The sequence below is a fragment of the Nocardia sp. NPDC051787 genome (genome assembly GCF_040681325.1).
Lineage (GTDB): Bacteria > Actinomycetota > Actinomycetes > Mycobacteriales > Mycobacteriaceae > Nocardia.
In genome coordinates this window covers 117417-141123 of sequence record NZ_JBFAYO010000013.1, presented here as the reverse complement: position 1 = coordinate 141123, position 23707 = coordinate 117417, and the positions used below count along the sequence as shown (strand labels likewise).

20 protein-coding genes are annotated in these 23707 nt (G+C 69.9%); 9 read left to right on the top strand and 11 right to left on the bottom strand.

The window, feature by feature from the left end; genetic code table 11:
* Positions 1-95: 95 nt before the first annotated feature.
* Entirely contained in the window at positions 96-818 is a 723-nt protein-coding gene (locus AB0M45_RS16390; protein ID WP_364328892.1) for a TIGR03089 family protein, read from the bottom strand.
* 3 nt (positions 819-821) lie between these two features.
* A complete protein-coding gene (locus tag AB0M45_RS16385) occupies positions 822-2246 on the bottom strand; it encodes an LCP family protein (protein ID WP_364329030.1) in 1425 nt (474 codons plus the stop codon).
* Between the two features lie 243 nt (positions 2247-2489).
* On the opposite strand from AB0M45_RS16385, the gene rfbD reads away from it, so the two are divergent.
* From rfbD to AB0M45_RS16370, 3 genes are all read left to right on the top strand, one after another.
* A complete protein-coding gene (gene rfbD, locus AB0M45_RS16380; RefSeq protein WP_364328889.1) occupies positions 2490-3359 on the top strand; it encodes a dTDP-4-dehydrorhamnose reductase in 870 nt (289 codons plus the stop codon).
* 91 nt (positions 3360-3450) lie between these two features.
* Positions 3451-4347 (top strand): glycosyltransferase family 2 protein, encoded by an 897-nt coding sequence (locus AB0M45_RS16375; protein ID WP_364328886.1) that lies wholly within the window; start codon positions 3451-3453, stop codon positions 4345-4347.
* A gap of 44 nt (positions 4348-4391) precedes the next feature.
* Positions 4392-5471, top strand: a complete 1080-nt coding sequence (locus AB0M45_RS16370; RefSeq protein ID WP_040781878.1) for an NDP-sugar synthase — start codon at positions 4392-4394, stop codon at positions 5469-5471.
* A gap of 7 nt (positions 5472-5478) precedes the next feature.
* On the opposite strand, the gene AB0M45_RS16365 is transcribed toward AB0M45_RS16370, so the two are convergent.
* The 5 genes from AB0M45_RS16365 to AB0M45_RS16345 all read right to left on the bottom strand — a co-directional run bounded on the left by AB0M45_RS16365 (position 5479) and on the right by AB0M45_RS16345 (position 8843).
* Positions 5479-5802, bottom strand: a complete 324-nt coding sequence (locus AB0M45_RS16365; protein WP_364328883.1) for a hypothetical protein — start codon at positions 5800-5802, stop codon at positions 5479-5481.
* Positions 5799-6101, bottom strand: coding sequence for a transposase (locus AB0M45_RS16360; protein ID WP_364328880.1), 303 nt, complete (start codon positions 6099-6101; stop codon positions 5799-5801). The genes AB0M45_RS16365 and AB0M45_RS16360 overlap by 4 nt, the downstream gene beginning before the upstream one ends.
* Before the next feature lie 128 nt (positions 6102-6229).
* Complete coding sequence (locus AB0M45_RS16355) at positions 6230-7813, bottom strand: carboxylesterase/lipase family protein (protein WP_364328877.1); 1584 nt, start codon at positions 7811-7813, stop codon at positions 6230-6232.
* Positions 7814-8189: 376 nt separating this feature from the next.
* Entirely contained in the window at positions 8190-8552 is a 363-nt protein-coding gene (locus AB0M45_RS16350) for a hypothetical protein (RefSeq protein WP_364328874.1), read from the bottom strand.
* 15 nt (positions 8553-8567) lie between these two features.
* Positions 8568-8843 carry a hypothetical protein gene (locus tag AB0M45_RS16345; RefSeq protein WP_364328871.1) on the bottom strand — a complete coding sequence of 92 codons (276 nt, stop codon included), beginning with the start codon at positions 8841-8843 and terminating at the stop codon, positions 8568-8570.
* A gap of 99 nt (positions 8844-8942) precedes the next feature.
* Here AB0M45_RS16345 and AB0M45_RS16340 point away from each other — a divergent pair, with 99 nt between their 5' ends.
* Positions 8943-9170 carry a zinc ribbon domain-containing protein gene (locus AB0M45_RS16340; RefSeq protein WP_364328867.1) on the top strand — a complete coding sequence of 76 codons (228 nt, stop codon included), beginning with the start codon at positions 8943-8945 and terminating at the stop codon, positions 9168-9170.
* 308 nt (positions 9171-9478) lie between these two features.
* Here the strand turns inward: AB0M45_RS16340 and AB0M45_RS16335 are convergent, their stop codons facing one another.
* Both AB0M45_RS16335 and AB0M45_RS16330 read right to left on the bottom strand, forming a co-directional pair.
* Positions 9479-9754, bottom strand: coding sequence for a SelT/SelW/SelH family protein (locus AB0M45_RS16335; RefSeq protein WP_364328864.1), 276 nt, complete (start codon positions 9752-9754; stop codon positions 9479-9481).
* An 18-nt stretch (positions 9755-9772) separates the two neighbouring features.
* A complete protein-coding gene (locus tag AB0M45_RS16330) occupies positions 9773-10162 on the bottom strand; it encodes a YchJ family protein (RefSeq protein ID WP_364328861.1) in 390 nt (129 codons plus the stop codon).
* 445 nt (positions 10163-10607) lie between these two features.
* On the opposite strand from AB0M45_RS16330, the gene ctaD reads away from it, so the two are divergent.
* Complete coding sequence (ctaD, locus tag AB0M45_RS16325) at positions 10608-12350, top strand: cytochrome c oxidase subunit I (RefSeq protein WP_364328858.1); 1743 nt, start codon at positions 10608-10610, stop codon at positions 12348-12350.
* A gap of 147 nt (positions 12351-12497) precedes the next feature.
* Here the strand turns inward: ctaD and AB0M45_RS16320 are convergent, their stop codons facing one another.
* Both AB0M45_RS16320 and AB0M45_RS16315 read right to left on the bottom strand, forming a co-directional pair.
* Positions 12498-12863: a hypothetical protein gene (locus tag AB0M45_RS16320; RefSeq protein WP_364328855.1), complete on the bottom strand. Its 366-nt coding sequence runs from the start codon at positions 12861-12863 to the stop codon at positions 12498-12500.
* A gap of 160 nt (positions 12864-13023) precedes the next feature.
* Positions 13024-15468: an AAA family ATPase gene (locus tag AB0M45_RS16315; RefSeq protein ID WP_364328852.1), complete on the bottom strand. Its 2445-nt coding sequence runs from the start codon at positions 15466-15468 to the stop codon at positions 13024-13026.
* Between the two features lie 436 nt (positions 15469-15904).
* Between AB0M45_RS16315 and AB0M45_RS16310 the strand changes: the two genes are divergently transcribed.
* From AB0M45_RS16310 to AB0M45_RS16295, 4 genes are read left to right on the top strand one after another with little or no spacing between them, the layout of a single operon-like run.
* Positions 15905-18784, top strand: a complete 2880-nt coding sequence (locus AB0M45_RS16310) for an SWIM zinc finger family protein (protein WP_364328849.1) — start codon at positions 15905-15907, stop codon at positions 18782-18784.
* Entirely contained in the window at positions 18781-19881 is a 1101-nt protein-coding gene (locus AB0M45_RS16305; protein ID WP_364328846.1) for an AAA family ATPase, read from the top strand. Before AB0M45_RS16310 ends, AB0M45_RS16305 begins: the two co-directional genes overlap by 4 nt.
* On the top strand, positions 19878-22265 hold the full coding sequence (locus AB0M45_RS16300; protein WP_364328843.1) for a DUF5682 family protein: 2388 nt from the start codon (positions 19878-19880) through the stop codon (positions 22263-22265). Before AB0M45_RS16305 ends, AB0M45_RS16300 begins: the two co-directional genes overlap by 4 nt.
* Before the next feature lie 14 nt (positions 22266-22279).
* Positions 22280-23437 (top strand): VWA domain-containing protein, encoded by a 1158-nt coding sequence (locus tag AB0M45_RS16295; protein ID WP_364328840.1) that lies wholly within the window; start codon positions 22280-22282, stop codon positions 23435-23437.
* The last annotated feature ends 270 nt before the right edge of the window (positions 23438-23707 follow it).

Sequence of the window (23707 nt, the reverse complement as noted above, 5' to 3'; positions counted from 1 at the left end):
ACCGTACGTAAGTCCGCGAACTTGTGGAACGTCCTATGGTCGGATACGTGCCCATACCGCGGTAGGAGCCGCCGCCGTGCGGGGATCGCTCGCGCTCACAGACGCTGCGCGGTCACCCGTTCCGACGTGATGCGCCGGTCGCGCAGCGCCGGATCGGGGTTGACCACCTGCACCAGCGAGGCGCCCGCGGCGAGCACCGCGACGTAGCCGTCGATGAGCTCAGCCGGGGTGTCCCACCGCGTGCTGGACAGCACCCGGTCACCCTCGGCGAAGCCTTGCCGCAGAGCCGACTTCCGTGCCTCGGCGAGCACCTCGGCGACCGGCATGCCCTCCAGCGCGACACCGGCGCCACGGGGGAGGAATTGGTCGCCGTGCACACGCACCGAGGTGGCGAAATCGGTGACGCCCACCGGCAGATCACGCACCGGGGCGCCCATGGCGTCCAGCGACAGGGCCGCGACCTCATCGGCGCCGTCGGTGTCGTCGATGCGGTCGGGGGTCGCCAAGGCCAAGTCGGCGTCCTCGTCCGGGTGCAGCACCACCTCGGTGCCCGCCCACCAGCAGCCGAGCAGCACCGCGGCGGTCTGCCAGTGCGCGGGCAGCAGCACGGCGACCCGGGCGCCCGGGCTCAGGCCGAACTCGTCGCGAATCAGGTTGGCCGTCTTGGCCGCCCAGTTCGCCAGCGTCAGGCCGGACAGTTCGATCCGCGCGCCGGTCGCGTCGTCGTAATAGGTGACGCGCGGGCCCGCAGGCTCGCGGGCGAGGATCGGATCGAGTACCGCTTCGGTGAGTGTGTGTGCCTGGTGGATGTCACGCATGGTTCAGTTCACGCATTTCGGTCCGTTCTGGCCTGCATCGATCGGTGGGGCGGGTGGGACAGGTGTTGCGGAGGTCGACGTTCCGGAGAAGTCGAACAACCGCCCGGCCGCCGAGCCCGGACCAGAATAGTCGCTCGCCAGCACGACGCTCACCGAATCCGGCGACAGTGTCGGATCCGCGAGGATCGGCAGCCCGCCCAGCGCCGTGGCCACCGTTTTGGCCTTCGAGCTCGACGGGTCCGCCGCGAGCACCCGGCTGCTCGTGACACGCTCTCCGGTGTAGTTGGACACCGCGCCCGGGTGGAATCCCTTGGCACTCAGCGCCTGCGCCACCTCTGCCGCGAGTCCGCCGACGCCGCCCGCGTTGTAGACGTTGACGGTCACCGTCGCGGGATCGCTACCCGGCTTGGGCGTCCGCGTCGGTTCCACCTCGCCGACCAGCGAGGCGATGTAGGTCTTGACCGCCTTCGGCTCCACCTCGACCACGGATTCGCCACTGCTGGTCTCGCCGTTGAGGTCGGCGACCGGAATGGTCTCGAAGGTCACCTGCCCGCCGGAGAGATCCTTCAGTTGCTGGAGGAAGGCGAGCACATCCCAGCCCTCGTCCACCACGATCGTCCGTCCCACCGCGTCGCTGAGCTTGTGCAGTGTGCCAGGACTGCTGAGCGTCTTCGCGCTGAGGATCTGCTGGACCAACTGCGCCATGAACACCTGCTGGCGCACGATGCGATCGATGTCGCCGCGCGGCAGATTATGGCGCTGGCGCACGAAACTCAGCGCCCGCGACCCGTCCAGGCGCTGACGGCCCGCAGGGAAATCGGCACCGGACATCCATTCGTCGACCGGGTTGCGCAGGCAGACCTCGACGCCGCCGACCGCGTCGGTGAGCAGCACAAAGCCGAGCAGACCCACCTCGGCGTAGTGGTCGACGGTGAGCCCGGTCAGCGTGGCCACGGTCTTGATCAGCGCCTGCCTGCCCGCCTGGGTGGACTGCCGCTGCGCGTCGGTTTCCGAGACGCCCTGCTCGGTCAGCTGCACGTACTGGGCCGCCTTGGTCGCGCCGTATGCCGAGTTGATCTTGCCCATGCCGAGCCCGGGAATGTCGACGTAGGAGTCGCGTGGAATGGAGATCGCGGTGGCCGAGCGCCCGTCGTTCGGCACGCGCAGCAGCACGATGGTGTCGGTGTTGGTGCCGGACTCGTCGCCCGCGTGCAGGATGGCCCGCTCGCGGTCGGACAGCGGATTGCCGTGCGCGTCGGTCCGGCTGTCCACGCCGACCAGCAGGATGTCCACCGCGCCGTCGCGGCCGCCGCCGAGTCCGAGGTCACCGATGCGCTCGATGTTGGCGACCAGCGCATCCACGCTGCGCCAAGCGAATCCGGTGAGCACGAGCACAAGGACGGCGGCGGCCGCTGCCAACGAGCGCAACGGTCCGAACGACTGCGTGCTGGGCCGGGGCGGCCGCGCCGATACCGATGTGCCCCTCCGCTGCGACAACTCTGCATCCTCTCGCCGAAACTGGGTTCATGGCGACGTATGCGCAATCGCTCCGCCACCTATGGTTCCCGCCCGCCCCGCCCCGGTTCGGGATCCCCCCGACGCCTCGAGCTAACGAACGGTTATTGCGAAGGACCTCAACCGCGAGTGCGGCGGCATGCCAGACTTGCGCCCGTGACCGACCTCACCGCGCCCGAAACCACCGTATCCGCACGCCTCGTCGTCACCGGGGCGCACGGGCAGGTGGGCCGGGAACTGCTGCGTCTCGCTCCGGCCGCCCACGGCTACGGCCGCGCCGAACTCGACATCACCGACCCCGCCGCCGTGCGCGCGGTACTCACACCCGGCGACGTGGTGCTGAATTGCGCCGCTTACACCGCCGTCGACCGGGCCGAAACCGAGACCGAGGCAGCGTACGCGGGTAACGCGACCGGACCGGCCGTGCTCGCCGAGGCCTGCGCGGCGCTCGGTGCCCGGCTGATCCATCTGTCCACCGACTATGTCTTTCCAGGTACCCACCAGCGGCAATATGACACCACCGATCCGACCGGACCCGCGTCCGTCTACGGAAAGTCCAAGCTCGCGGGCGAGCAGGCGGTGCTGGCCGGGTGCCCGAACGCACACGTGGTGCGCACCGCGTGGGTATACACCGGGCGGGGCGGCGATTTCGTCGCGACGATGCTGCGGCTGGAACGGGAACGCGACACCGTCGACGTGGTAGACGACGAGGTCGGCTCACCTACCTACGCCGCCGACCTGGCCGCCGCACTGCTGGAGCTGGCGGGGCGACCGGACGCGCCGCGCGTCCTGCACGCCACCAACGCCGGCCAGGCCAGCCGGTTCGAACTCGCCCGCGCGGTGTTCGCCGGGATCGGCGCCGACCCGCGGCGGGTCCGGCCCTGTGACTCGTCCGCGTTTCCCAGACCCGCACGGCGCCCGGCATATTCGGTGCTGTCGCCGCGTGCCTGGGACAACGCCGGGCTGACTCCCCTGCGCGCTTGGCAGACGGCACTGGGCGACGCGCTGGCGCGCCGGTCCGGCTAGGGTTGGCAGTCATGATCGAGCGTCAGCGAGTGAATCGAGGACACAGCGTGCAATCGCGCACAACGGAGCCGAGCGGCAGCGAGGCGGAGTTGTGAGTGATTCCGATTCCGCCGCGCCCGCGAGCCTGGCCGTCGTCACGGTGACCTACTCGCCGGGTGAACACCTCGAGCACTTCATCACCACCCTCGCCGCGGCCACCGCGGAGAAACCGCAGGTGATCCTCGCCGACAACGGCTCGGTGGACGGCGTGCCGGAGTTGGTCGCCGAGGCCAACTCGCACGTGCGGCTGCTGCGCACCGGCGGCAACATCGGCTACGGCGGCGCGATCAACCGGGCCGTCGCGGAGATCGATCCGGCCATCGAGTTCATCGTGATCGCCAACCCCGACATCCGCTGGGGCGCCGATTCCATCGACAAGCTGCTCGCGGCGGCCAAGCGCTGGCCACGCGCGGGCGCCCTCGGGCCGCTGGTGCTGGAGCCGGACGGCAGCGTGTATCCGTCCGCCCGGCGGGTGCCGGGGCTGCTCGACGGCGCCGGTCACGCCGTCCTGGGCACGGTGTGGAAGGCCAACCCGTGGACCCGCCGGTACCGGCAGGAGAACGAGGAGATCTCCGAGCGGGCGGTCGGCTGGCTGTCCGGGTCGTGCCTGCTGGTGCGGCGCGCGGCGTTCGACTCGATCGACGGCTTCGACTCCCGCTACTTCATGTACATGGAGGACGTCGACTTCGGCGACCGGATGGGCAAGGCGGGCTGGCACAACGTGTTCGTGCCGGACGCCGAGGTCACCCATGCCAAGGGGCATGCGGCGGGCCGCCATCCCGAAGTCATGCTGCCCGCCCACCACGCCAGCGCCTACCGGTTCCAGGCCGACCGGCATCCGCACTGGTGGCAGGCGCCGCTGCGGCTGGCGCTGCGGGGCGGACTTGCGGTGCGCTCGAAGATTGCGGTTCGATCTGCCCTGCGCCAACAGGCGCGCGACGCCGGATAGCCGGTGCCGCGATCGAGGAACGATGTTGTGAACAGGGGAGCTTGATGGCAGGAAATGCAGGCACCGACGCCGTGATCCTGGTCGGCGGGCAGGGCACGCGGTTGCGGCCGCTGACCCTTTCGGCACCCAAGCCGATGCTGCCGACGGCCGGGTTGCCGTTCCTGACCCATCTGCTCGCCCGCATCGCCGAAGCCGGGATCACCCACGTCGTGCTGGGCACCTCGTTCAAGGCCGAGGTGTTCGAGGAGCACTTCGGCGACGGCTCCGAGCTGGGGCTGGAGATCGAGTACGTCACCGAGACCGAGCCGCTGGGCACCGGCGGCGCCATTCGCAACGTGCTGCCCAAGCTGCGCGCCGACAACGTGATGGTGTTCAACGGTGACGTGCTCGGCGGCACCGACCTCGGCGCGGTGCTCGACACGCACGAGTCGACCCGCGCCGACGTGACGCTGCACCTGGTCCGGGTGAGCGATCCGCGCGCGTTCGGCTGCGTGCCCACCGACGAGGACGGACGGGTCACCGCGTTCCTGGAGAAGACCCAGGATCCGCCGACCGACCAGATCAACGCCGGGTGCTACGTCTTCCGCCGCGAGTACATCGAGAAGATCCCCGCCGGGCGTCCGGTGTCGGTGGAGCGCGAGGTGTTCCCCTCGCTGCTGGCCGAGGGGGCCCGCCTCCAGGCGCATGTCGACACTTCCTACTGGCGCGACATGGGCACCCCCGAGGACTTCGTCCGCGGTTCCGCCGACCTGGTCCGTGGTATCGCCCCCTCCCCCGCCCTGCCTGGTCAGCGCGGCGAATCGCTGGTCCATCCCGGCGCGGGCGTGGCCCCCGGTGCAGTGCTCATCGGCGGCACGGTCGTCGGCCGCGGCGCCGAGATCGGGGCGGGCGCACGCCTGGACGGCGCGGTCGTGTTCGACGGCGCGAGGATCGAAGCGGGCGCCACGGTCGAACGCACCATCATCGGCTTCGGCGCACGGATCGGCCCGCGCGCCCTCGTCCGCGACGGCGTCATCGGCGACGGCGCGAACATCGGCGCCCGCTGCGAACTCCTCCGCGGCGCCCGCGTCTGGCCCGGCGTCGAGATCCCCGACGGCGGCATCCGCTTCTCCACCGACGTCTGACGCCACTTCACGCGCTGCGGTCGAGCTCTTCCCGGGTAACGCGGCGGGCGATCTCCTCGACGTCGGCAGCGGTGAGCCCGCCGGCATCCTGCTGGCGCACAGCCTGGGCCAGCAGCTTTCGTACGAGCGCGGAGGTCGGGATGTGCTCGGCGGCGGCCCGCCGACGAAGCTCGGCGTCCAGGGTGTGGCTGATACGCAGGTGCAGTGACACGTCAAGGGTGGCGGCGTTTTCGGCGGCCTCAGCCTCAGCGGCTTCGGTTTCCTCGTCGGCGACCTGCGCACGGATGGCGTCGTGGCGCGCGCGGCGGGCGGCCTTGGCGGGATCGGTCATGGTTGCGCCTCCTTGCTTTCGAGGTAGTCGCGGAGGTCCGCTCCGCGGGTCTTCCACGCGGTCACCCCGGAGTTGTCGTCGGGATCAACGATCACCGTCAGTACACATCCGGCACTGAGCGAGTACCCGATGATCCGGGTGTAGCCGACGTGGCTTTTCGGATCGGGATCGCGAACCACGCGGTGCGGATCGGCGGCGGCCTCCAGTGTCCAGGCGGGTTCGATATCGGTCGCCCCGGGATAACGGGTCGAACGGGTGCGGATATGGGCGGCATCTTCGTCGTCCCACCACAAGGCCATGTGACACATTGTAGAACAACGCGCCACAAAGGCACGGGGAGCAGGCGCCTGGCTCGGCCGATGGGTTGCTCCGATTCCCACCGATACGCAGGGCACCTTGCCGGCCACGATGAGCGCGCCGGTGCGGGCTAACTGAAGCCGACTGCTTGCTGGCCCCAGGCGGTGTGCTGGTCTCGGTCGGGATCGTCGACGACTCGGTCCGCGGTGTCGATGACCAGGGTGGTGCGGGCCGGGAGGCGGTAGGGCGGCCAGTGTTTGGAGCCGTCCAGGGCGGCGGGGACGGCGTAGGTGGCGAAGGCCAGCCAGCGGCGCATGATGCGGCCGGAGATGTCCATGGCTGTCTTGCGGCCGCCGAGCCAGAAGGTCGGGTCGTGGTTGATCGTGCCGAAATTGCCGAAGACATAGGGCAGTTCGGTGGCGTGGCCCGCACCGACGCGGGCCGCCCGCAACATCGGGGTGGCGTAGTCGAAGCGGTACATCCAGGTCGGCGAGTGCTGGGCATGGCCGTCGGCCACCCAGAGCGCCGGCATCCGGAACGCGGCGGCGGTGGACATGGCCAACGCCCCGCGGGCCTTGTTCAGATCCGGGTAGGCCGACGTGATCTCGGCGACCCGCTCCGGTGACATTCCCGGATGGCTCGCCGCGACATCGCGCAGCATCGCGTTCACCGCGTCCGGGGTCACCGGCATGATCGGCGAGCGCAGCAGCCGGAACAGCGACGCCTCGTCCTTGTTGGTGCCGATCATCAACGGCACCCGGTGCGAACGCCCGCGCTGGAACTGCTCTATCGGATAGATCGGCAACAGGTCCCCGTCGACTACGGGTGCGGCCGCGAGCCTGCCGGGCTCCTTCAACGGGATCTCGTCGAGCAGGACGCCCGCCGCCGCCACGATCCGATCGATCGGGCACTCCAGCAGCTCTTTGGCCCGGGACGCGGGCAATTCCATCAGCTCCAGGAATCGCCGCGCCACCGTCGCCCCACGCTCGGGTCCGAACACCGTGGTCGCGGGCGGGCTCTGCGCAATCGCCCGGTGGAACAGGCCCTCGGCGCGCGGCGAGGTCAGCAAGGCGGTGACACAGCCCGCGCCGGAGGACTCGCCGAAGAGCGTGACGTTGCCGGGATCGCCGCCGAAGGCGGCGATGTTCTCCCGTACCCACTCCAGCGCGGCGATCTGGTCGTGCAGGCCGAGGTTCGGCACGAAGTCGTCGCCGAGCGAGGACAGGTCGAGAAAGCCGAGCGCGCCGAGCCGATAGTTCACCGAGACGACCACGACGTCACCGGTCAGGGCCAGTTTGCGCCCGTCGTAGATCTCCTGCGCGGCAGTCCCGAGGCAGTACGCGCCACCGTGCAGCCAGACCAGCACCGGGCGCGGCTCGCGCACCGAGTCGCCGCCTGCGTACCGCGGCGACCAGACATTCAGCCACAGGCAGTCCTCGCCCATCGTGAGACCCGAATCGATGGGCACCATGGGGCCCATCGACTGCGGCGCGATCTGGCCGAAACGGGTGCAGTCGCGGGCTCCGTCCCACGGCTGCGGTTGCTGCGGGGGCGCGAACCTGGCCGGTCCGGTGGGCGTGGATGCGTAGGGGATGCTGCGCCACACCGAAACGGAGCCCTCGCGCACGCCGCGCACGTCGCCGTACACCGTTCGCGCGATCGGCTCGGCAAAATCGTCGGGACCGGGCACCGCCTCGGAGAACTGGGCTCGCATCGCAGACCTCCTCATACTTCTTTTTCGAGAGTACGACGAAGATCAGCACGGCCATATTTCGATGCCGATTCATTGCTGCGTCGGGCGGCATTCATTTGCTGTTCCGGCTGCTGCGCCGGTACGCAGTGTCGAATCGGTCACGGCAGCGGGAGTCACACCGGGACCGGGCGCTATCGCCTCGACCGCGGGTGCTGGGTGGCCGGCGCAAATCTGGGGCCATGGAGATCCGATTCCGTCCGGCCGTCCCCGCCGACTACGACGACATCGTCCTGGTCATGAACAATTGGTGGGGACATCGCGTTCATACCGCTCTTCCCCGGTCCTAGCCAGGGAAGCAGCCCAAAACGGGCTGCCCTCACTCACTTCGACACAGAACCTAGCCGCGGTAGATCTCGACGTAGGCGTTGGTGGGCACGGCGACGACGCCGGGACCCATTCCCGTGCAGCCTGCAGTGATGCGCTGGCCTGCCGGTGTGAAGGGGTAGCTGAGAACAGCATAGGAACCGACACCGTACAGCGGGAACGGCCCGCTGGCGTAGAGGCCGAAGCAGTCGACGTGCAGGACGTAGTTGCTTCCCTCGTCTGGCCGGCACGTCGCCGACGCACCGAACAGATCGCGTTCGACGGTGCAATCCTGCGGCGCCGCCTGGGCGGCGCCCGAACCGACGATTGCTACAGCGGCCAGACCACAAAGGCCGGCCGTCGCGACTCGTGCGGCGGCGACCAGCGTCTTGTTCATGGAACTCCCTCGGTGTCAGTTGATTTGGCGCCAGTTGATCTTCGGACGAGAGCTTCTCGACGTTACGGCGGCACGCTCAACGGTGGTGCACGAAACGGCGAACAGAGCGGTGGCCGCGATGGAAACATCGATCACGTTTCCGACGAAGAGCACCACCGAGCTCGCCATCACGCCCATGCGGCCGTAGAGCTGCTCGGCGTGCATCAGCGCTCGGGTATGGCTGTCGAGCTGGGTCGGCAGACCGGTGTACGCGGCCAGATACTCCCGGACCGGGATGTCGCGCCAGATCACCGCGCTGCCCCGCCACGGTACGGAGGCCGCGCGAGGGCGCGAAGAGTCTGGCGCAGTCCGATCCGAACGCATCGGGGGCGCAGGCCCTAAAATGAGCGGATGCCGAGTTACAGCTATCGGTGTCGCAGTTGCGGCGACACGTTCGAGATGACCCGCCCGATGGCGGAATCGTCGGCGCCCGCCGCTTGCCCCAGCGGTCACGACGACACGGTCAAGCTGCTGACCACGTTCGCCACCGTCAGCCGGGGCGGCGGCAACGCGCCCGCGCCGAGCCCCGCGGCGCCGCCGGCAGGCGGCGGCTGCTGCGGTGGCGGCTGCTGCGGCTGATCCCTCCACCGCCGCGGGTTCACTCGGGCCCGCCGAGCCCGCGGCACCTGGCGGCGCAGCTGCTGTTGCCGCTACCTCCCCTCCGGTCGCTGCCGTTTCAGTCGCGCCTCGCGGTGCCCCGCCGGGGCGGCTACTCCCGCTGACTTCCCTACGGCCACCGCGAGTTCAATCGCGCCACGTCGAGCCCTCGGGCGCCCCGGCCGACGGCGGCTACCGCTGACTTCGCTTCGACCGCGAGTTCTGTCGGGTTCGCGCGACGCCGTGGCGCCCCGGCGGGCGGCGGCTGGGTGGCGCGGACACCGCGAGTTTCAGTCGCGCCGGTCGACGTGACCGAGGTCGCGCTCGGGGGCCACTCGGTCGCGCACCCGCTGCTTGAGCACCACGATGTCGGGAAACCCGCCGTCGGCCTTGCGCTCCCAGATCTGTTCGCCGTCGACGGTGATCCGGAAGACCCCGCCGGAACCGGGGATCAGCGCGACCTCACCCAGTTCGGTGGCGAACGTGCTGAGCAATTCCTGCGCCATCCAGCTCGCCCGCAGCAGCCAGCGGCATTGGGTGCAGTACTCGATCGCGACGCGTGCCATGCCCGCTGACGCTACCGGTCAGGCGTCGTGCGTGCCGTCCAGATAGACCCATGCACCGCCGGACCGGGCGAATCTGCTGGTCTCGTGCAGCGCGCCGCGGCCGTCCGCGTCCCGGTAATGAGCGACGAACTCCACGGTGCCGCTGTCGTCGAACAGACCGCCGCGCTCGGTGCGGGTGACCTCCAGGAAGAGCCAGCGTTGCGCCGGATCGAGTGCCAATTCCCGCGGACGAGTGCGCGGATGCCAGGAGCGCAACAGGTAGTCGGCATCGCCCACCGCGAACGCCGTGTACCGCGACCGCATCAGCGCCTCGGCGGTCGCGGCGGCGCGCTCGCCCCGCAGTACCGGACCACAGCAGTCGTCGAATGCCTCACCGCGCCCGCACGGGCACTTGCGCGGCCGGCTCATACCGTGCTCCCTTCCGCATGAGCGGACCGTCGATCGTTACGCAAGCTGGTGCCGCCGGACCCGGCGCTCCTGCCCTGCCGGCTTCCGGAGTAAGCAAGCAATCCGTGGTTACGCGGGCCGCCCCCGGATCTGACGCTCATGCCCACGATCTTGCCGCCGCCCGCAGCACGCACGCCCGGCGGGTGTCTCGAGCCGCGGTCTCCGGAGACGATCAGCGACGTCGCACGACCGCGTCCATTTCGGGCAGTTCGCGAGTTCTGCTATTCGATCGCGGAACCCGGTCGATTTCCTACCGTGGATGGTTCGCCGGTCGCGCCGAGATAGCCGGCCGCACAATTTGTGCGCCTTTTTTCGCGGGGCACGGAGTATAGCGACCGGAACTGTGATTTGCTTCGTATAGCCGTCGAATTGGTCCTGAGTCTGAGATGCGTTTTCAGGAGGATCGTTGACTGAGGTAGCGCCCCGAGCAACGCCCGAACTGGAGGCGGTGCGTCCCTATCCGGCGAGGCTGGGCCCGAAGGGCTCCTATATCTGGAAGATGGTGACGACCACCGACCCCAAGGTGCTCGGCGTCATGTATTTGACGACGTCGATGGCCTTCTTCCTCGTCGGCGGCTTGATGGCGCTGTTGATACGCGGTGAGCTGGCGCGGCCCGGCCTGCAGTTCCTCTCCACCGAGCAGTACAACCAGCTGTTCACCATGCACGGCACGATCATGCTGCTGTTCTATGCCACTCCGATCGTGTTCGGCTTCGCCAACGTGATCCTGCCACTGCAGATCGGCGCGCCCGACGTCGCGTTCCCCCGCCTGAACGCGTTCAGCTATTGGTTGTATCTGTTCGGCGCCACCATGGCGACCGCCGGGTTCACCACTCCGGGTGGCGCCGCGGATTTCGGGTGGACGGCGTATTCGCCGCTGACCGACATGTTGCATTCTCCGGGCGTGGGGGGAGACCTGTGGATCATGGGCCTGGCCGTCTCCGGTCTGGGCACGATTCTGGGTGCGGTCAACATGCTGACGACCGTGATCTGCCTGCGCGCACCGGGCATGACCATGTTCCGGATGCCGATCTTCACCTGGAACATCGCCATCACCAGCATTCTGGTGCTGCTGGCCTTCCCGCTGCTGACCGCCGCGCTGATGGGTCTGGCGGTCGATCGTCGCCTCGGTGGCAACATCTACGATCCGGCCACCGGCGGAACTCTGTTGTGGCAACACTTGTTCTGGTTCTTCGGCCACCCCGAGGTGTACATCATCGCGCTGCCGTTCTTCGGCATCGTCTCGGAGATCTTCCCGGTGTTCAGCCGCAAGCCGATCTTCGGTTACACCACCTTGGTCTACGCCACGCTGGCTATCGGGATGTTGTCGATCGCGGTGTGGGCGCACCACATGTACGCCACCGGCGCGGTGCTGCTGCCGTTCTTCTCGTTCATGACCTTCCTCATCGCGGTGCCGACCGGCGTGAAGTTCTTCAATTGGATCGGCACCATGTGGCGCGGTCAGCTGACCTTCGAATCGCCGATGCTGTTCGCGATCGGCTTCCTGGTGACGTTCCTGTTCGGCGGTTTGTCCGGTGTCATCCTGGCCAGCCCGCCGCTGGACTTCCATGTGACCGATTCCTATTTCGTCGTGGCGCACTTCCATTACGTGCTGTTCGGCACCATCGTGTTCGCCACCTTCGCGGGCATCTATTTCTGGTTCCCCAAGATGACCGGACGAATGATGGACGAGCGCTTGGCCAAGTGGCACTTCTGGACGACGTTCGTCGGCTTCCACACCACCTTCTTGGTGCAGCACTGGGTGGGCGCGGAGGGCATGCCGCGCCGCTACGCCGACTATTTGCCCACAGACGACTTCACTCTGCTGAACACGGTCTCCTCGATCGGCGCGTTCATCTTGGGCGCTTCGCTGCTACCGTTCCTGTGGAACGTCTTCCGGAGCTACCGCTATGGCGAGGTGGTCACCGTGGACGACCCGTGGGGCTACGGAAACTCGCTGGAGTGGGCCACCACTTGCCCGCCGCCGCGGCACAACTTCTACGAGCTGCCGCGCATCCGCTCCGAACGACCGGCGTTCGAGCTGCACTACCCGCACATGGTCGAGCGGATGCGCGCCGAAGCCCACGTCGGCTGGGGCACGACCGTCCACTCGGAGAAAGTGGCCGAGAGCGAGACCAAGGTGGATTGAGCCGAGCCTGTAGAAAGCGCGCAGCCGGACGAAGTCCGTCAATTGCCCGCGCCGGGCCGAGCGGAGGCGAGGCAGCCGCAGAAACAGCGCAGCCGGACGAAGTCCGTCAATTGCCCGCGCCGGGCCGAGCGGAGGCGAGGCAGCCGCCTATTCCCGATGCGCGTCGACGGCAGCCAGCTCCGCGGCGAGCGCGAGAGTCTGTTCGCGCCAGCGGCGCAGATCGGTGACGCTGGGCGCGAGTTCGTAGTCGTGGTGGTGCGCGGCACGCGACAGTGCCGCCCACAGCACCGCGACCCGCGCCGCCACGTCCGGTCCCGCGAAGGCGCGTAGCGCGATCAGCTGCGCCCGCATCGGACAGCGGATCAGTGCGGGCGCCAGCCGCAGCCACAGTTCGTCGACGGCCTGCTCCAGAGCGATCCGCAGAATCCATGCCGTCGCCCGCGACCACAACCCGCCCGCGTCGGTCACCGATCCGGCGAGCAGCAGATCCACGGTCTGCAACCGCTCGGCCACGGATGGATGATTCGCGGGCTTGCGACGTCCCCCGTTCTCGAGTCCGCGCTGCCCGTGCCGAGAGGCGCGCCCGCCACCCCCATGGCCGCGGCGTGCGCCGGCCGGTCGACGCCGGCCGCTCATCCCTGCGCCTCGCCGACGCTCGACTGCGGCACGAGCATCACCGCGCCAGCCACGCGACGAACTTCTCCGTCTCACCGATCAGCTCACGCATGTCGCGGCCGATCGGCACGTGCGCCCCCGCCGTGGCGTCGCGCAGTGCGTCCACCACCCACCGTCCTTCCCGCGCGATGAGATTCTTGTTCAGATCGTCGACCTTGCTGCCGACGCCGAACACCGCCAGCGCCACCTTCGCCCTGGTGGAGTGCGCGGCGTCGATGTGGCGTTCCACCTCGCTGTGGTTCATGCCCGCGGCGAGCAGGGTGCGTCTGGCCCTGGCCAGGCTGGCCGCCTCCACCGCGGAGCGGCAGCACGTGGCCACCAGTTCGTCGGCGATCGCCGGGGGCAGCTGCGGAGTGCGCACCAGCGCGCGAGCGTCATCGAGGTACCGGCGGATCGGGTCGCTGGACACCCGCACCTCCACGACCGAACGGTCGCGGCGCTGCACCTCGAGCACCGTCGCGTCGAGCTGCATTCGCCGCACCGCCTCGGCGAGGCGCTCGTCATGGGTGAAGACCACGACCTGACGGCTCCACGCGACCGTCGCGAGCACCTGGGCCAAGCCGTCCACCTTGGCCGGGTCCATCGCCTGCACCGGGTCATCGATCATGACGAAACGGAACGGGCTCTCCGCCACCGTGGCGCGCGGCAGGAACAGCGAAAGCCCGAGCGCGTGCAGCTCGCCTTGGCTCATCACGCCCAGCGCGGCGCCGTCCACCTCGTCCACAGTCACGTCGAGCAGCACGCGGCGCGCGGTGCCCGCGTTGCCTTGCAGGCGGATCGCGCCCAGCTCGACATTGCTCTGCTGCCGCAGTGTGCGCCAGACCCAGCGGGCCGTGGTCTCCAGCGGCGTCATGCGCTCGCCGCGCAGACCCGCCGTCGCCGACTTCAGCCAGTCCTCGGCCTTCTTCACCGTGCGCAGTTCGGGCGCGTGCGCGGCGACCTCGCGCGCGCCCTCCAACCAGTTCACGATCCGCGGAACCAGCGGCGTCCACACCTCGTCCAGGCGGTCGAGTTCCTTGCGGGTGCCCTGTTGCAGCAGGTCGAGTTCGTCGACCAGCCTCGCGTGCGCGCGGCGGAGCCGGTCGGGCAGGTCCGGGGTGTAGTCGGTGGTGGTCAGCGCGGCCCAGTCGGCCCACGCTTCGCGCACCGCGGTGGTGTCCACGGACGGCGGGTTGCGCGGATCGAAATCCAGTTCGGCCGGGACGAGATCCGGGAGCGCCCGTGCGGCCCGCACCGCATTGCCCAGTTCGACGCGAGCGGTGGTGAGCGCATCGACACGGGCGGCGAGTTGCGCAATGGCGGAGTCGGTGTCGCGCGCCCAGTCTTCGTCGAGCGCGCCCCGGCCGCATACCGGACACGGACAGGACCCCGTCGCCGCCTGGTGTTCCCGCGCCTTGCGCAGCAGCTCGAGCACACGCAGATCGGCCTCGGCGTCGGCGGTGGTGCCTTCGGCGAGTGCCGAGCCCCAGGTCTCGAGACGGGCCGCGACCGCCTGCACTTCCGTGTCGGCAGGCAGCGCGAGCCGCACGATCGCCCGCAGGCCGTCCCGCCCGACCGGGTCGTCTACCGAACCGAGCACCTCTCGGCCGATAGCGGCGAGGTCCGGCTGTGCCGGTCGCAGCAGACCGGCCACCCGTACCGCGCGGTCGTCGGCCACCGAGGCGAGCAGATCGAGCAGTTCCAGTCGTTCCTGACGGGAATCCCGGACGGCGCGTTCCAGCTCCAGGCGCCGCATCCGGATGCGCTCCTGCGCCAGGGTGAGTTCGTCCAGCCCGAGCAGCTGGTGCAGCGCGTCGAACAGGTCGCTCGGCTTGCCGTCGACCAGCGCGCCGAGTTCGCTGTAGGACAGGAACGGGCGGTAGAGCTCGAGTTGCGCCGCCCACCGGCCGGTGTCGAATTCGGTTGGCGGGGCGGGCGGATCCCGCTGGGCCCAGTGCGCGTCGGACAGGTCCGCGTCGGCGGCCCATTCTTTGGTGATGGTCAGCTGGCGTGCGTCGCCCGCCGTGAGCAGTTCCAGCTCGATGCGGGCCGCGGCGCCGTCGTGCAGGTTGCGCCACCCTTCCCGCCAAGCCGCCGACCGACCGTCCCAGCGACGGTTCCCGCCGGTCAGAGCCAATTCGGCGGCCTCGGCGAAACTGGATTTACCGCTGCCGTTGCGACCGACGACGAGGGTGAGGCCTGGACCTGGCGGCAGGTGCAGTGTCGTCTCCGGCCCGATGCCGCGGAAGCCGCGGACGCGAATGGCGCTCAGGAAGATGCCGGAGTGCTCGAAAGCCGTTGCGGCGTCATCTGATTCGGCGGCGCCCAAGGCGCGCAGCACGGTACGCGTGACCGACGGCGTTACCGCGGGGTCCTCGGCGAGACGCCTGGTCACCACCTCCGGCAACCGGGGCGGCGCATCGGAAGGACCGTCGGCCTGGACGGCATCGGGATCCATGCGCATGCGTACAACCCCTCCACCATTGAGGCCGCCACACGTCCTCCGACCCCGTGCGCGGCGCCTTTGTCGAAGCTGTGCGAAACGCTACCCGATCGCGTCCGAATCGCCCACCGTGTCCATGCGAATCTGCCCGCGGGGATGGATATGGTCATCGAAACGCCTGCGCCGCGCCTCGATGTCCACCCCTCGTGCCAACCCCGGCGGGCAGCTCGATGGTGTCAACACCCGTCCGGGTGGCTCGGTCGAGCCGAACAGGACAGGATGCCAGAGCACATCATCCGGCGCAACATTTGCCGGACCCGCGAATCCGGCACCGAGACAAGCGGTTCCGTGCGTCACGCGGCACCGGTCGCGGCACCTGTCGGTGCGCTGCGGTAGAACTCGGGTGAACCGAGGAATGAAGGAAGGCGATGAGCCACCACCGAGCTGGAGCCATCCGATGACAACGCCGTGGACCGAAGACCAGGTCGCGGCGGTGGCGCCGGACGCGAGTTCGCTGTCGGCGGCGCGCAAGCTGGTGGGCCGCTGGCGCGAGAGCGGGCAACACGGCGACGCACTGTGGGGGCGATGCCAGGGCAGCGGCGCCACGCCGTATCAGACGATCGTCGATCTGTCCGGTCCCGCGTATCGGTGCTCCTGTCCGAGTCGCAAGTTCCCCTGCAAGCACGCGCTGTCGCTGTTGCTGCGGTGGGCCGCCGGTGAGGTTGCGGCCACCACGGAGATCGCGGACTACGCGGCGTCCTGGATCGGCGGCCGTGCCGCGCGCGCCACCTCCGCAGGCCGGTCCCGCACCCCCAACCCGGCCACCGCCGAGCAGCGCAGAGTACGTGTGACCGCTGGGCTGGAGGAACTCGACGTCTGGCTCGGTGATCAGGTGCGCACCGGCCTCGCTCAAAGCGACCGCTCGTTCCGCGCGTTCGAGACCATCGCCGCCAGGATGGTCGACGCGCAAGCCCCCGGCCTCGCCGCGACGCTGCGGCAGCTGCCGACCACGGTGGCCACCAGGACCGACTGGCCCGACATCGTGCTGCGCGAGTACGCGCGGATGCACCTGCTGGTCGCCGCGCACCGGCAGCTCGACGCCGTGCCGCCCGCGCTGAGCGCCAGCATCCGCACCCACATCGGCTATCCGAACCCGGCCGAAGCGGTGCGCGCCGAACCCCCGGTCCCGGACCGTTGGATGGTCTTCGGCCTCCAGATCACCGAGGAAGAGCGCCTCTACACCCGGCGCACCTGGCTGTACGGGCGCGTGACCAGGCGATGGGCACTGATCGTCGACCATTCCTTCGGGTCCCCGAGCTTCCCCGCCGACCTTCCCGCGCTCGGGCAACTGGCCGACGCGGAGCTGCATTTCTATCCCGGCGCGGCGCCACTGCGGGCGCTCTGGGGCGAACGGCACGGCCCTGCCGAACCCTTCACCACGCTGCCCGCCGACGCCGATCGGCCCGCCACCATCGCCGCCGCGCTGGCCGATCACGCCGCGGCGCTCGGCGCCGATCCGTGGCTGCGCGCCTGGCCTATGCTGCTGGTCGACGTGGTACCCGTCCGGACCGAACAGGGCTGGTACGTCACCGAATCCGAGGGCACGGCGCTGCCGATCCGCGCCACCGAGAGCCCGTGGACGCTGCTGGCCGTCTCCGGCGGACATCCCGTAACGGTGCTCGGCGAATGGAACGCCGATGGGCTGGCGCCGATTTCGGTCTTCGCCACAGGCGAGGTGATCGACTCGGCGCGCGCGGACATGGTCGGACATGACATGCCGCGATCCCGCGTTGGGCACACGGTGAACGCCGGGCACGCCGCGAGCACCGACCTGACCTCCGCGGCCCTGCTCGGCACCGCGCGCCGGACGCCGGATCTCGCCGCGCTGGCTGCGCCGATAGCGCGGGCGGCAGATCGGTTGTCGGGCGACCCAGCGCTACGACTACTCGAATCCGCCGCTCTCCAAGACCTTTTCACCCGCGGCGGGGTCGCGCCCGCCACGGCGACCGCACCCGAGCCCGCGGCCGGCGACCCACGGCGGCTGCTGCCGCGCCCGGCGGCCACGCGTCTTGCGCGCATGCTGCGGGAGCGCTCGGCTTTCCTTCCCGAGTGGTTCGACGTGGCGGCTCCGCACGACTATCGGGCCCCGGACGCGCTGTGCGAGCAGCTGCTCGAGCACGCGAAGATCAATGCCACCCTGCGCGAGTCACTGCTGCGCCTGGCGGGCGCGCGCGGCAGTTGGCTGGCGGCGCAGCATCCGGAATGGCGTGACCTGGTGCGGCGGCCTGCCGCGACGGCTTCCGTGGACATCTGGCGGTTCGGGCAGCCGGCCGAACGGCGCGACTGGCTCGCACGGCTACGACGCGACGACCCCGACGCCGCCCGGACGCAGCTCGCGGCGGCGTGGCCGAAAGAATCCGGTCCGATCAAGGCCGAACTGCTCGCCGTGCTCGCCGATGGCCTCGTGCCGGAGGACGAACCGCTCCTGGAAACGGCGCTGGACGACCGGCGAGCGGACGTGCGCCGCACCGCGGCCGGACTGCTCGCGCTGCTGCCGGACTCGGCGTTCGCGCAGCGCATGCGTGCCAGGGCGAGCGCGTGGGTCCGCGTCGAGCACCGGATGCTGCACACGAATCTGGTTCTCGCGCTGCCCGGCATTCTCGACACCGCCACCCAGCGCGACGGGATCACCGATCGCACAGTGGAATTCGCCTATCGATGGAACGGCACACCGGACGTGCCCGCGGCCTGGCTGCGGCAGATGGTCGCGGCGACGCCACTGTCACACTGGGCGGCGCTGCTCGGCACGCCGGAGCAGGCGGTGCGGGCCACGATCGAGGACCGGTTCCGCCAACCGGTCTTCGACGGCTGGGTGGATGCCGCACTGGCCCAACGTGATTCGGCTTGGGCACGAGCGCTGTTCGATGCGGGCGTGCCGACCGACCTGGCCATGCTGCGCAGGCGGGAGTTGTTCGCGCTGCTGCCGCTGCCGGATCGGACAGCGCACCTGGTGCGGTTGGACGGCTCGTGGCTCTCCGAGATCGAGGCGCTGCTGCCCGCGATGGGGCATCCGTGGCCGGAAGCGCTGGCGCAGCATGTGGTCCTGCTGCTGTTCGAGCGGGCGCGGGCGGCGGCGCGGCGCCCAGACGCACACGGCGCCTCACCGAACGCGCACCGCTCGCTGCTCGCCTCGACCGCCGTCCATCTTCCGGTCGCCGCGGCGGGCACGCTGTCCGCGGTCGCGCGCCGATGCGACGATCCCGCCTGGGAGCGGGCATTCGACCAGCTCGCCCACGACCTCAACCACCGCTCGATGATGCTCGAGGAGTTGCAGTGACCACCACCGAACCGAATCCGGATCTGCTGCGCCCGCACGCCGAACAGGAGTACGCCGACGAGCTGCGCGCCCTCGCCGCCGCCGACGACCGCCCCCGCCCGCCGTCCTGGCGCCTGTCGCCCTGGGCGGTGGTCACCTACCTGCTCGGCGGCACCCTGGACGACGGCACCGTGATCACACCGAAGTACGTCGGCCCGCGCAGGCTCATGGAAGTTGCCGTCGCGACGCTCGCGACCGACCGGGCGCTGCTGCTGCTCGGCGTACCGGGCACCGCCAAAACCTGGGTGTCGGAACATCTTTCCGCCGCCATCAGCGGTGCGTCGACGCTGCTGGTGCAGGGCACCTCGGGCACCGCGGAGGAGGCGATCCGGTACGGCTGGAACTATGCCCGGCTGCTCGCCGAAGGACCGAGTGAAGGCGCGCTGGTGCCGTCGCCGGTGCTGACCGCCATGCGCGCCGGCGCCATCGCCCGGATCGAGGAGCTGACCCGCATCCCGTCGGACGTGCAGGACGCGCTGATCACCATCCTCTCGGAGAAGACCCTGCCGGTGCCCGAACTCGGCATGGAGGTGCAGGCGGCCAAGGGCTTCAACGTGATCGCCACCGCCAACGACCGCGACCGCGGCGTGAACGAACTGTCCTCCGCGTTGCGCCGCCGGTTCAACACGGTGGTGCTGCCGCTGCCCGCGAGCGAGGACGAGGAGGTCGCCATCGTCAGCAGGCGAGTCGAGCAGCTCGGTTCCGCCCTGGAACTGCCCACCGTGCCAGCGGCGGCCGAGGAAGTACGGCGCGTGGTGCGGGTCTTCCGCGAACTGCGCTCCGGCAGCACGGCCGACGGCCGGACCAAACTCAAGTCCCCGTCGGGAACGCTGTCCACCGCGGAGGCGATCTCGGTGATCACCAACGGCATCGCGCTGTCGGCGCATTTCGGCGACGGCGTGCTGCGCGCCTCCGATATCGCGGGCGCGGTGCTCGGCTCGGTGATCAAGGACCCGGTCGCCGACGCGGTGGTGTGGACCGAGTACCTGGAGGCCGTGGTCCGCGAGCGGCCGGACTGGTCGGATTTCTACCGCGCGTGCCGTGAGGTCACCGGGTGAATCCCGAATCCACGCCGGTGACCGAGGTTTTCGGCATCCGGCACCACGGTCCAGGGTCGGCGCGTTCGCTGCGCCTGGCCCTGGAGGCGTTTCGTCCCGACCTGATTCTGATCGAGGGACCCGCCGACGCCGATCCGCTGGCCGGTTACGTCGCCGCCGACGGAATGACCCCGCCGGTCGCCCTCCTGGCCTACGTCCCCGACACACCGGCCAAAGCCGCGTTCTGGCCGTACGCGGTGTTCTCCCCCGAATGGCAGGCGCTGCGCTTCGCCGTGGACAACGATGTGCCCGTCCGATTCTGCGATCTACCAGCCACGATCGTGCTCGCGGTAGAGGACGAACCCGGCGACCGATTCGATCCGCTCGCCGCCCTGGCCGAGGCAGGCGGCTACGACGACGCCGAACGCTGGTGGGACGCGGTCGTGGAATCCGTGCCCGACGCCGACGCGTTCGAACCGATCACCGAGGCGATGGGCGCGCTGCGGGAGTCCGCCGAGCGCAGCGGGCGGGAAGGAGAGTCCGGGCCAGGACCCGTCGCCGAACCCGCGCGCGATCCATCCATGCCGGGGCTGTCCGGCCACGACGAGCCAGCACGGGACAAATCGGCGGATGCCGCAGCGCCGGAACCGGATTCGGTCGCGGAGGCACTGTCCGACACCGAACTCGTCCGCCGACAGCCGCACGACCCGATCACCATCGACGCCCACACCCTCCGACGCGAGGCCTATATGCGCCAGACCATGCGCAAGGCGCTCAAGGACGGTGCGATGCGGCTGGCGGTGGTCTGCGGCGCCTGGCATGCGCCCGCGCTCACCGGTGCGCTCGGTCCGGCCGCGCCGGATGCCCGGCTGCTGAAAGGACTCCCGAAGACCAAAGCCCGGCTCACCTGGGTGCCCTGGACGCACTCGCGGCTGTCCACGTCCTCCGGATACGGCGCCGGGGTCACCTCGCCGGGCTGGTACCACCACCTGTTCACCGAGACCGAGCGGCCGATCGCCCGGTGGCTGACCAAGGTCGCCGGGGTGTTGCGCGCTCATGATCTGCCCGTGTCCAGCGCGCATGTCATCGAAGCCGTCCGTCTCGCCGACACCCTCGCCGCGCTGCGCGGGCGGCCACTCGCGGGATTGTCGGAGGTCACCGAGGCGACCCGGTCGGTCCTGTGCGGCGGCGACGAGACGATGCTGCGGCTGGTGGTGAGCGAACTCGTCGTCGGCGAAGCGCTGGGCGCCGTGCCGGAGCAGACACCGACCGTGCCGCTGGAAGCGGACCTGCGCGCCACGATCCGTTCGCTGCGCATGAAGCAGGAGCCGCTGGCTCGCACCATCGACCTCGACCTGCGCAAAGAACGCGAGGTAGCGCGCTCGCGCCTGTTGCACCGGCTGCGTGTGCTCGAGATCGACTGGGGCACGCTCACCATGAGCGATGTGCGCAGCACCGGCACCTTCCGGGAAACCTGGACGCTGGAATGGCGCCCCGAGTACGCCATCTCGATCATCGAGGCGTCCCGTTGGGGCACCACCATCCGCACCGCCGCGGAGGCGAAGATCCTCGACACCGCCGGCAGCGCCGACCGCACCGTCGGCGAGCTCACCGCCGCGCTGGAGGTGGCACTGCTCGCCGATCTCGACGGCGCCACCGACGGACTGATCGCCCGGCTGGAGTCCACCGCGGCGCTGGACCACGACGTCACCCACCTGCTCGCCGCGCTGCCCGGCCTGATCCGGACACTGCGCTACGGCGACGTACGCGGCACCGACACCAAGGCGCTGGCCCACGTCGCCGACGGACTGCTGGTGCGCATCTGCGCGGGCCTGTCCGCCGCGGTCACCGGATTGGACACCGACGCCGCCACCGAGCTGCGCACGCTGCTCGACGCGGCACACACCGCCATCCACACCAGGGACGACAGCCGGGCAACCGGCGAGTGGCTGGACGCCTTGCGCCGCATCGCCGAACGCGACGACGTGCACGGCGCCTTGGTGGGGCGCGCCGTCCGGCTGCTCGCCGACGCGGGCCGCATCGATGACGTCGAATCCGCGCGCAGGCTCTCCGCCGCACTGTCGGTGGGCAACCCCGCCGCGGCCAAGGCGGCCTGGATCGATGGGTTCCTCGGCGGCCGCGGACTGCTGCTCGTCCACGATCGAGAGTTGTTGCGGCTCATCGACGACTGGCTGCGCGGACTCGGCGACGACGCATTCGTCGAAACGCTGCCGCTGCTGCGCCGCACCTTCGGCGCGTTCGAATCGGGCGAGCGCCGCGCGATCGGCCGGGCAGTGCGCGACGGCGGGTCCGTCGCCGGCACATCGACCGCCGCGGGTATCGACCTGGACCGCGCGACCGCCGCGGTACGCACCGCCGCGGAGATCTTGGGAGTGACGGTATGAGCGAGGCGCACCGCATGACCGACGAAGCACAAGCCAGGCGTTGGCGATTGGTGCTCGGCGCGGCGGCGGAGGAAGGGCTCGGCGGGCTGGGTTCCAGCGCGGACGCGGCCATGGACCGGGCGCTGTCGGCGCTGTACAACACCGACGACGAGACCTCACCCGGGAAGCGCACCGGCGGCTTGCAAGGCTCGGCTCCGCGCGTGGCCCGCTGGCTCGGCGACATTCGCAGCTACTTCCCCTCCACCGTCGTCGAGGTCATGCAACGCGACGCCGTGCAGCGACTCAACCTCACCCAGCTGCTGCTGGAGCCGGAGCTGCTCGAAGCGGTGGAGCCGGACGTGCACCTGGTCGGCACCTTGCTGAGCCTCAACCGGGTGATGCCCGAGACCACCAAGGCCACCGCGCGCATAGTGGTGGAGAAGGTGGTGCGCGAGATCGAGCAGCGCATCGCGGCGCAGACCGTCGCCGCGGTCTCCGGAGCACTCAACCGCGCCGCGCGCGTCACCCGCCCCCGCCTGCGAGATATCGACTGGGACCGCACCATCCGCAAAAATCTCGCCACCTACCTGCCCGAGCATCGCACCGTCGTGCCGGAACGCCTGGTCGGCTACGGCCGCAAGGCCCAAGCGGTGCGACGCGACGTGGTGCTCGCCATCGATCAGTCCGGCTCGATGGCCGCAAGCGTCGTGTACGCCTCGGTGTTCGGCGCGGTGCTGGCGTCCATGCGTTCGCTGCGCACGTCGCTGGTCGTCTTCGACACCGAGATCGTCGACCTGTCCGACAAACTCGACGACCCGGTGGAGGTTCTGTTCGGCACGCAACTCGGCGGCGGCACCGACATCAACCGGGCCCTCGCCTACTGCCAGTCCCTGATCACCCGCCCCGCCGACACCTTGTTCGTCCTGATCTCCGACCTCTACGAGGGTGGCATCCGCGACGAGATGATGCGCCGCGTCCACGCGATGCGCGAATCCGGCGCGCAGATCGTCGTGCTGCTCGCCCTGTCCGACGACGGCGCCCCCGCCTTCGACCACGAAAACGCCGCGGCACTTGCCGCCCTCGGCATACCGGCTTTCGCCTGCACCCCCGACAAGTTCCCCACCCTGCTGGCCGTGGCCCTCGACCGCGGCGATGTCCAATCCTGGGCAAACGCCAACGCCGCACACCACTAATTGCGTTGCCCGATGCCCGACGACATTCCCGAGTCCGCCGCTGCGGATCGCTGAGTTCCGCCGGTGAGCTGGAATGTAGAGGTGGTTGGCGTGCGGACCGATGAGCTCATCGATGCGATGCCGGACGTGTTCATCGCGACGACGAACCCACGATGGGTTTCGAGGACGCTGTGTCCGCACAGCGATGGCCGCACCTGGGCGCCGCGACTGGGTTCCACCGATCGGTGCACAACGCCAACCACGCTGTCAGTCGGTGAAGCCCTCCAGGAG

What these genes read in the sequence shown, in the direction of transcription:
- AB0M45_RS16355 (WP_364328877.1), bottom strand. Translation starts at nt 7,813, where the DNA reads ATGCGAGCCCAGTTCTCCGAGGCGGTGCCCGGTCCCGACGATTTTGCC.
- AB0M45_RS16370 (WP_040781878.1), top strand. Translation starts at nt 4,392, where the DNA reads ATGGCAGGAAATGCAGGCACCGACGCCGTGATCCTGGTCGGCGGGCAG.
- AB0M45_RS16335 (WP_364328864.1), bottom strand. Translation starts at nt 9,754, where the DNA reads ATGGCACGCGTCGCGATCGAGTACTGCACCCAATGCCGCTGGCTGCTG.
- AB0M45_RS16315 (WP_364328852.1), bottom strand. Translation starts at nt 15,468, where the DNA reads ATGCGCATGGATCCCGATGCCGTCCAGGCCGACGGTCCTTCCGATGCG.
- AB0M45_RS16340 (WP_364328867.1), top strand. Translation starts at nt 8,943, where the DNA reads ATGCCGAGTTACAGCTATCGGTGTCGCAGTTGCGGCGACACGTTCGAG.
- AB0M45_RS16390 (WP_364328892.1), bottom strand. Translation starts at nt 818, where the DNA reads ATGCGTGACATCCACCAGGCACACACACTCACCGAAGCGGTACTCGAT.
- AB0M45_RS16360 (WP_364328880.1), bottom strand. Translation starts at nt 6,101, where the DNA reads ATGGCCTTGTGGTGGGACGACGAAGATGCCGCCCATATCCGCACCCGT.
- AB0M45_RS16350 (WP_364328874.1), bottom strand. Translation starts at nt 8,552, where the DNA reads ATGAACAAGACGCTGGTCGCCGCCGCACGAGTCGCGACGGCCGGCCTT.
- AB0M45_RS16310 (WP_364328849.1), top strand. Translation starts at nt 15,905, where the DNA reads ATGACAACGCCGTGGACCGAAGACCAGGTCGCGGCGGTGGCGCCGGAC.
- AB0M45_RS16295 (WP_364328840.1), top strand. Translation starts at nt 22,280, where the DNA reads ATGACCGACGAAGCACAAGCCAGGCGTTGGCGATTGGTGCTCGGCGCG.
- AB0M45_RS16330 (WP_364328861.1), bottom strand. Translation starts at nt 10,162, where the DNA reads ATGAGCCGGCCGCGCAAGTGCCCGTGCGGGCGCGGTGAGGCATTCGAC.
- AB0M45_RS16365 (WP_364328883.1), bottom strand. Translation starts at nt 5,802, where the DNA reads ATGACCGATCCCGCCAAGGCCGCCCGCCGCGCGCGCCACGACGCCATC.